The organism is Streptomyces sp. NPDC006655 (assembly GCF_040703965.1).
Lineage (GTDB): Bacteria > Actinomycetota > Actinomycetes > Streptomycetales > Streptomycetaceae > Streptomyces.
In genome coordinates this window covers 4,773-12,928 of record NZ_JBEYJU010000154.1, presented here as the reverse complement: position 1 = coordinate 12,928, position 8,156 = coordinate 4,773, and the positions used below count along the sequence as shown (strand labels likewise).

Sequence of the window (8,156 nt, the reverse complement as noted above, 5' to 3'; positions counted from 1 at the left end):
GCGGAAACGCGGGCCAGGGGCCTCTCTGTCGACGGGCTACGGACGCCCGTGGAGCAGACCCGCGACGGGACCCGAAACGCAGTGGGTGCAAGCCGCGCGGACCCGAACCGCTGCACACGCCTCTTCCACACCGACACCGCCGACTGACTCCGCAGCCCAGGCCGGTCATCGCGGACACCAGCGGCGAGGAACTGGAACGACCGTGAGGGCCTGCCGTCGGCGGCGACCGTCACCCGGCCGACGTGCACGGCTCCAAGGCAACGCCGGCGCTGGTTTGTTCCGGTAGTCCGTCCCGTTCTTCTTCCTGGTGCCCTCTCCGCCTCGATGTTCTGCTGTACACGGTCAAGCAGACCCGCTCCCCATCGAGTGCAGGAAGGTGTCGCCCGTGAACGACCTCGGCTCCCGAACCGCAAAGGAGCGGACCCACGCGTGTACGGGCAGCAGTCGCTGAAGCCGGTCACCCTGTGCGCCGGAGACCACCGCCCTGCTGCGCCCGTTCGCACGGCCATGTGCCCCGCTCTGCCGACACGTTGCGCATCACCTTCCCGCGGCATTCACCATGAAAGGGATATTCGTGACTGGTTTATCGAAAGCTCGGCCGGCCTCCGTGCGCTGTCGGCGGGCCGCTCTGATCACTACGATCTCCGCCGCCGCTTGCCTGGCGCTGCCACTGTCCACGCCGTCATCGGCCGCGGCCGGCACCCGGTCCGCCCCCGCCGCCTCGGTGTCGGCGTCCGATGACACCCTGGCGCGCCGCTTCGCTCCACGGATCTGGCTCCAGCAGGACGAGTCCTACTTCCCGTCCGACGTGGAGTCGCTCCTGAACAACACCCACGTGGAGACCCATCCGGACGGCGACAAGCCCAACCAGCAGTTCCTCGTGACCAACCAGCCGCTGGGCTGCGATTCCTGCACCGGCCCCGCGTTCCTGGCCGGGCAGCGCCCCGACCGGAGCGCGGTGCCGGCCTACGCCGAGGTGGTCCACCGCACGGACAACGGCCTCCCGACCAACGTCACCGATGTCATCTACTGGACGTTCTACCCCTACAACAACGGCAAACGCGTCTGCATCGGCTGGTACTCCCCCTGGGGGTGCGTCGGGGGCTACTCCACCTTCGGCAACCACGTCGGCGACTGGGAGAACGTCACCCTCCGCTTCGTCGACGGGACGCCTCAGCAGATCTCCCTCAGTCAGCACGACGGTGGGCAGACATTCCCCTACGGCGGCAAGGACGTCGCGCTGGCCGGCGAGCACCCGGTGGTCTACGCGGCCCAAGGGTCCCATGGCCTGTATGCCGACGCGGGACGCCACACCTACAAGCGTCTGCCCAACGGCGACAGCCTCAACGACGACACGAGCGCCGGCACGCTGTGGGACACCCAGCAGGCCCTGAAAGTGTTCGCGTGGCAGCCTGTGGGCAGCTTCACCGGCGAATGGTCCTGGCTGAACTACACCGGCCGGTGGGGCAATCCGAAGTCCGGTTGCACCTTCTCCGAGCCCGTCAGCGGGGAGTGCGTCCTGGACGACGGCCCCGTGGGTCCGCCCATGAAAGCAGCGTTCGACCCGCGCATGCAGCCCTTGGACGGGGCACTCGCCCACACGGCGCCACCGGCTGACATGCCGACCGGGCCGGTGGGCTGACGGGTCCCTGGTGACGCACGACGTGTCACCCGCTCGTCATTCTCACCGGCCCCCTGCTTGCACTCGGACCGCAGCCCGAGTTGTACTCGGACCGCAGCCCGAGCCGGGCGTGGCGTCCGGCTCGGGCTGGTCAGGGCAGAGCTCAGCCGGCGGCGATCGGGTTCCAGGTCAGTTCGCGCTGGTGACCGTGGCGCCAGCCGCGGGTGTGGACCGGGTCGGTGCGGGGGCTGTCGATCCCGGCGTCGACGTTCTGACCACTGTCATAGAAGGACTGCAGCGCCGCGGCTCCCCAGTCCTCCTGCCCGCCCCAGGACCACTCCTCGCCGTGGAAGCCCAGGGGCGAGGTCCCCGCATCCTCCATCACCACAGCGCCCTCGTTGCCACCGGTGTAGGCCATCACCTGGTCCTTGGCCGCGTTGTACAGCGTGAACTCGGAGTCGGAACCGAACACCTTCCACTTGCAGTAGGAATCGGCGGTGGCGATGGTCTTGAGCCAGACCGATTCGTCGTTGGGGCTGGCACACAGCACGTAGCCGTGGAACGGGCCGCTCTCGATCATCACAGCCTTGGAGGCGTGCGGGGCGGCCGCGGCCGAAGCCACGGGCAGCCCGGTGAGCAGGACCGTCGCGAGGCCGGCCGTTGCGAGGCCGAGGCCGCGCCGGCCGAGAGAGATCCGCTTGGTTCCCGTCATGTGAAGAACTCCTTCTCAGAATGGTCATGGACATGTCACGACCCTGGTACGCCCGTGAACGGGCAGACCGCGACAGTGTGTTCCGCCAGGGGCGTCGGTCCCCTGCTGGAGTCGAGCGTCATCCCCGCGGGGCTGACATGACTCATCGTGCCCAGCGGCAAGAACGGGCGCCATCGGCTTCGACCGTGCTCACAACCGGGAGAAACAGCACTTCGGGACGGACTCCCGGCGCACCCGGTTCGATCGCCCGGCTGGGGGACTGATGCTCCGTCTTCACTTCACCGAGGCCGACTTGCAGCGGATCCGTTGGCTGACACATCCCGAGCCGCTGATGGAGACCGTGCTCAGCCTTCAGTTCCTGCAACAGCCACAGGCCGAAAGCCGACCGTTCGTCCGCTGGTCCTCCCAGGCCCGCGAAGCCATCGGGCCCGGCGGCCAGGCGGTGTTCGACCTGGTGACCCCCGACCACGGCACGCTGCCCGAGTTCCTCGTCGCCCCCACGGGCGCCGCGAACCTGCGAGACGGGCTGGAAGCAGTGCGGGCGAAGCCGTTGGCCGCGGCGACCGCCGATCTGGCCGTGGCGCGCAGCCTGCGCCCCGACCTGCCGCGATGGATCGTCGATGTCCACCACGGCCGACCGGATGCCACCAACCGGCTGGCCCGTCTGCTGGATGTCTACCACCGGCTGGCCATCGCACCGGCCTGGCGGCAGGTGCAACGCACCGTCCAGGCCGTGACCGGCGGGGCGGCCGCCATGGCCGGAAGCATGCTGAACGGCCTGCATCCGTCGATCAGCTGGGAGTTTCCGGTTCTGACCGTCCCCTGCCACATCCCGCACGACGTGGACCTCCACCTGGCCGGCCGGGGCCTGCTGCTCGTGCCCGCGTTCTTCCTCGGTGCCCCCACAGCCCGCCTCGACAACTACGACGAACAGGCTCCCGTCGAGCTGTTCTTTCCGGTGCACCACAAGTACGGTCGCCTTCCCGAGGACGGCCTGCACCCCGATCCCGGCCTGGTCCGCCTGTTGGGCCGCACCCGGGCCGCCGTCCTCGCCGCCCTCACCGCCGTCCGCAGCACCACCGAACTCGCCACCCGTGTCGGCATCTCCACCGCGACCGCCAGCCACCACCTCAACGCCCTGCGCGCGAGCGGCCTGATCACCACCGTGCGTCCCCACGGCACCGCCCGGCACAGCCTCACCCACCTCGGCCAGCGCCTCGTCCACAACTCAACCCACACGGGTGTGGCTCTGTCGCGGTGAGATCCTCGTTGCCGACGGCAGGTCCTCCTGGCCGCAGCGGATGTAACTGGCCAATAAAAAAAGGGGAGTTCGTCGAGAATCCAGGAGCCCGGACACCGAGTGTCGTACTGGCAGGCCGCGTGTTCCCCCCGATAAGGTCCTGACCCGACACTGATGATCACTAGTGGCGCGACGGCACACCGTCACGTTCTCTCGGTGGTCGGCGTTCTGGTCTGCCCTGGGGGCGTGTGGTGGCGTTCGGTGAGATGTTGCGGAATTTACGCAGGGCCGCGGGGCTGACACAGGAGGATCTCGCCGAGCGCGCCGGGCTGGCGGCCAGGTCGATCAGAGATCTGGAGCGGGGCCGCCGGGAGCGGCCGCAGCGGCGCACGGTGGAGCTGCTGGTGTCGGCGCTGGAGCTGACCGAAGCCGACGCCGCCGCGCTGCTCGCCGCCGGCCGTTCGGGACGGCAGGGCGGTCCGGCGGCCGATCACAGAGTGACGGGATCAGGTCTGCTCGATCGCCACGGTCAGCTGGCGGTGCTCGAGCGTGCGGCCGGCGAGGCACGGGCCGGCCGAGGTGCGGTGGTGCTGGTGCGGGCGGGCGCGGGGATGGGAAAGACCTCCCTGCTGAATGCCTGGTCGGCGGCCGAGCAGTCCCGGGGTATCAGGGTGGTGCGGGGCAGCGGGGCGGAGCTGGAGCAGGACTTCGCCTTCTCGGTGCTGAGGCAGCTGGCCGAGCCTCTGCTGGCGCGAGCCGGTCGTGCCGGGCGGGAACGGCTGTTGTCGGGCCCGGCGGAGCTGGCGTCGCACGCCCTGCGGGTGCCCGGAGCAGGCGAGGGCGGCCGGCTGTCGCCTGAGGCGTTGCCGGGCCTGCTGCACAGCCTGTACTGGCTGATCGTGCAGGTGACGGATGACGGGCCGCTGGCGCTGGTGGTCGACGACGTGCACTGGGCGGACGGCCCGTCCGTCCGATGGCTGGAGTACCTGACGCGGCGTCTGCGCGGTCTGCCGCTGCTGCTGGTGCTGGCGGCACGGCCGGACACCGGCACCCGGGCCGAACCGCTCCTGGAGCAGATCGCCGTCCAGCCGGACTGCCTGCCGGTCGGGCTGCCCGCGTTGGGCGCCGACAGCGTGGCCCGGCTGGTCCGGGCGAGTCTGGGCGAGGACGCGGAACCGCGGTTCGCCGCCGCCTGCGCCGAGACGACCCGGGGCAACCCCCTGCTGCTGCGCGAATTGCTGCGGACCCTGGCCGACAACGGGATCAGGCCCGTCGCCGACCAGGCACAACTGGTCGAGGAGTTCCGCGGCCGGACCCTGGCGGACACCGTGGTCAAGCGGCTGACGGTCCAGCCGGAGCCGACACGGCGTCTGGCGGAGGCCCTGGCGGTGCTCGGGGACGGGGCCGACTGGCATCTCGCGGCCGAACTGGCGGAGTTGGGCGACGCAACGGCCCGGGAGCACGGCCGTCGGTTGCAGCGGATCGGTGTGCTGGCACCTGGTGAGCAGGCGCGGTTCGAGCATCCCCTGGTCCGGGCCGCGGTCACCGAGACCGTCGGACCGGTGGAGATGGCCGCCGGACACGCGCGGGCGGCCGAACTGCTGCGGCGCGAGGGGGCGGCCGACCATCTGGTGGCGGCTCACCTGATGCTGGCCGAACCGAGCGGTGAGGCCTGGCGGGTAGAGGCCCTGCGGCAGGCGGCACGGGCCACGCGCGGCCGCGGTGCCCCGGAGATCACCGCGGCCTATCTGCGTCGGGCGCTGCGGGAGCCGATGTCCGGCAAGGAGCGCGGTCTGCTGCTGCTGGAGCTGGGCGAGGACGAGCTGCAGTTCGATGTCGGTGCCGCGCGGCATCATCTGACGCAGGCTTCGGCCGTGCTGGCGGAGCCGTTCTCGCGCGCCCATGCGGCCTATCTGCTCGCCAACGCGCTGTTCATCGGGCATGAACACGCAGACGCCGTGGAGGTGCTCACCCACGCGGTGGACGACCTGCGGCAGAACGACGACGGCACCGGGGCGACCCGTGAGGTGTCATGGTTTCTACAGGCCCAGATGCTCCTGATCGGCTATGACCAGCTGTCCACCCTCCCCGCGGCCCGCCGACTCGCCAGCCGGCTACGGGATCACAAGCTGGCCGGTGACACTCCTGGTGAGTGCGCGGTCCTGGCCGCGCTGGCCGCCTCGGCCGCCAGTGCCGAGGTCACCAACAGCCTCCTCGACCGGGCCCTGCGCGGCGGACTGGCGGCCATGGACCAGTCACAGATGCTCGTGAGCCTGGCCGGAATGGCCTACCTGACCACCGACCGTCTCGACGACGCGGCCGCGCGGTTCGACCAGATCGCCGACATCGGTGCGCGCTGGGGCATCTTCCTCATGGTGTCGTCGGCGATGATCTGGCGGCTCAGGGTCCAGGCGCGCCGGGGCCGACAGCTCGCGCTCACCCCGGACTTCGGACATCCCGCCGCCACGAGCGGTGCAGGCCTGGAGCCCCGGGCACGGCTGGCGTTGATGGCCCAGGTGGGCGAATCGCTGATCGAGCGGTGCGACCCGGCCGCGGCGGCACGGGTACTGGCGCCGGACACCGACACCGATCGGGCCGGCTGGCTGTGGCAGGGCCCGTTGCTCCTCGCACGCAGCCGCGCATACGCCGCGCGGGGCGATCGGGCCGCCGCCCTCACGGTCCTGCTGGAGTACGGTGCGCAGGAGAAGCGAACGCAGGTCGCGAACCTGACCGGAGCGCCCTGGCGGTCACAGGCGGCGCTGCTGCACCTGGCGCTCGGACAGCGTACCGACGCGCTCCAGCTGGCCACCGAGGAACTGGACCTGGCCCACCGATGGGGCACCGCGCGAGTGATCGGCCGGGCGTCACGTTGCCTGGGCGTCGTCATGGGCGGCCCCGAGGGGGAGGCCCTCCAGCGCGAGGCCGTCGCCGTGCTGGAGCGGTCACCGGACCGCCTGGAACTGGCCCGGGCCCGATACGAGCTGGGCGCCGCGCTGTCGCGCAAGGGAGAGGCCGACCAGGGCCGCCGGGCTCTCACCCAGGCGTTGGACCTCGCCGAGACCTGCGGCAGTGTGCTCCTGGCCGACCGCTCACGCCGGGCGCTGGCCGAGCTGGGCGTGCGCCCGGAAGCACGGCCGGCGCCGGCTCCGAGCCTGTCCGTGACCGAACACCGGGTGGTGGACCTTGTCGGCGCCGGTCACGGTGACCGTGAGATCGCCCAGGCGCTGCTGCTGACTCCGCAGGACGTGACCGGCATGGTGGAGCGGGTGGGCCGCAAGCTGGGGGTGACCGGCAGGACGGAACTGGTGCGCCTGGCCGGAGCGGGCCACGCCCCGGTGCCTTGGGGCGGGGCCGCCTGAGCTGCTCCGCATCGTCAGGGCGGGTCGGGCGGCCGGGCCCGTCCGATTAGAGTGATCCGCATGGACATGCGGAGGATCATCGCAGTGCTGGCCGAGGAAGCCGAGCAGCAGATCCAGGACCAGCTGTGGAAACTGACGGAGAGCGAGCGCGCACTCGCCCGCGAGGCCGAATCCGGCCTGCGCGATGCCGTCGGTTCGCCGGATGCCCAGGAGGCGCTGCCCCGCATCCAGCGGCTCGAACGCCTGCGGGAAACGCTCGCCGTCCTTGCCATCGCCCTCGCGCGGACTCATGGCCGCCTGGCTTGGTTCCTCTCCGGTGCTCTCAACGCGCTCGAACCGGTTCTGCGCTGGCGTGCCCTGTCGGCTGACCGTGGCGCCACCTTCGGCACCGTCCTCCCGAGTTCCGAGGAATACAGGGAAGCGGAGGATGCCGTTCGCCGGCTTCAGGAGGCCCTCGCACAGATCACTGCCGAAGTCGTGGACCTCGGCACTGTTCGCCCGGATCAGCAGGCGAACGGCGCCTGAGCACCCACAGGGCCGGGGCCGTGCGGCCCCTGCTCGGAAGAGGGGCATCACGGTGTCTCACGAGGTTCCAGCGTTCCGGCGGCACCTGAGACCGTGCGCTCGGAATCGCCGTCGACCTGATCCGGATCCGTCGCTTCCGGCAGCGGCGGTGACGGCGGGAACAGGCGGTCTTCCAGCACGGGCAGCCCGAGCAGCATGACAAGCGGCACCACCGGGCCGAGCAGGGCTAGCACGATCACGGCGCCTCCCCGGGAAGCTGGCGATCACGGCTGGTACCTGGCGGCAACCGGCCACCTTCACCGTGCGCCCGAACGGGGGACGCCGCATCCGGGACCGGGACTCCCGTAGGCCGAACAGGTGAATGCCCGCACGGGGCCGCCACCCGGCCAGGGCGCATGACAGCGCGTTGCGCGTCCGAGGCATTGCCCCTTCACAACGCGCACCCATAGTGGCTGAACGTGCGCAGAGGGTAGTCATCCACTGTAAGCGTGGCCGTACGACCCAGCAGAGGGGCACATGAGCGAGCAAGAAGTCACCTTCCACACCGGAACCAACTACACCGGCGACGCCCACACATACGTGGTCGGATCCGACGAGAACCTCTATCCCGGCGGACTCAACGACAGGTTCAAATCCGTCAGGGTCGGCCGGAAGGCCAAGGTCCTGGCCTGGCAGCACGCCAACCAGACCGGCAAGTAC

7 protein-coding genes are annotated in these 8,156 nt (G+C 70.7%); 5 read left to right on the top strand and 2 right to left on the bottom strand.

Going from position 1 to position 8,156, the window contains the following annotated elements; genetic code table 11:
* The first annotated feature begins 724 nt into the window (after positions 1–724).
* Positions 725–1,642, top strand: a complete 918-nt coding sequence (locus AB0958_RS42105) for a Vps62-related protein (protein WP_366895790.1) — start codon at positions 725–727, stop codon at positions 1,640–1,642.
* Between the two features lie 142 nt (positions 1,643–1,784).
* Here AB0958_RS42105 and AB0958_RS42100 read toward each other — a convergent pair whose 3' ends face one another.
* Positions 1,785–2,333, bottom strand: a complete 549-nt coding sequence (locus tag AB0958_RS42100; RefSeq protein ID WP_366895788.1) for a hypothetical protein — start codon at positions 2,331–2,333, stop codon at positions 1,785–1,787.
* Positions 2,334–2,595: 262 nt separating this feature from the next.
* On the opposite strand from AB0958_RS42100, the gene AB0958_RS42095 reads away from it, so the two are divergent.
* From AB0958_RS42095 to AB0958_RS42085, 3 genes are all read left to right on the top strand, one after another.
* Positions 2,596–3,594, top strand: a complete 999-nt coding sequence (locus AB0958_RS42095) for a helix-turn-helix domain-containing protein (RefSeq protein ID WP_366895787.1) — start codon at positions 2,596–2,598, stop codon at positions 3,592–3,594.
* A 245-nt stretch (positions 3,595–3,839) separates the two neighbouring features.
* The gene (locus AB0958_RS42090) at positions 3,840–6,932 is read left to right on the top strand and encodes an AAA family ATPase (RefSeq protein WP_366895786.1); all 3,093 of its coding nucleotides are present in this window, start codon (positions 3,840–3,842) and stop codon (positions 6,930–6,932) included.
* A gap of 60 nt (positions 6,933–6,992) precedes the next feature.
* The gene (locus tag AB0958_RS42085; RefSeq protein WP_366895785.1) at positions 6,993–7,457 is read left to right on the top strand and encodes a hypothetical protein; all 465 of its coding nucleotides are present in this window, start codon (positions 6,993–6,995) and stop codon (positions 7,455–7,457) included.
* A 47-nt stretch (positions 7,458–7,504) separates the two neighbouring features.
* On the opposite strand, the gene AB0958_RS42080 is transcribed toward AB0958_RS42085, so the two are convergent.
* Positions 7,505–7,696 (bottom strand): hypothetical protein, encoded by a 192-nt coding sequence (locus AB0958_RS42080; RefSeq protein ID WP_366895784.1) that lies wholly within the window; start codon positions 7,694–7,696, stop codon positions 7,505–7,507.
* Between the two features lie 277 nt (positions 7,697–7,973).
* Here AB0958_RS42080 and AB0958_RS42075 point away from each other — a divergent pair.
* On the top strand, positions 7,974–8,156 hold a 183-nt coding region (locus tag AB0958_RS42075), incomplete at its 3' end, for a beta/gamma crystallin domain-containing protein (RefSeq protein ID WP_366895783.1).

Excerpts from the sequence above, each read along its gene's own strand:
- AB0958_RS42100 (WP_366895788.1), bottom strand. The coding sequence starts at position 2,333 with ATGACGGGAACCAAGCGGATCTCTCTCGGCCGGCGCGGCCTCGGCCTC.
- AB0958_RS42085 (WP_366895785.1), top strand. The coding sequence starts at position 6,993 with ATGGACATGCGGAGGATCATCGCAGTGCTGGCCGAGGAAGCCGAGCAG.
- AB0958_RS42095 (WP_366895787.1), top strand. The coding sequence starts at position 2,596 with ATGCTCCGTCTTCACTTCACCGAGGCCGACTTGCAGCGGATCCGTTGG.
- AB0958_RS42090 (WP_366895786.1), top strand. The coding sequence starts at position 3,840 with ATGTTGCGGAATTTACGCAGGGCCGCGGGGCTGACACAGGAGGATCTC.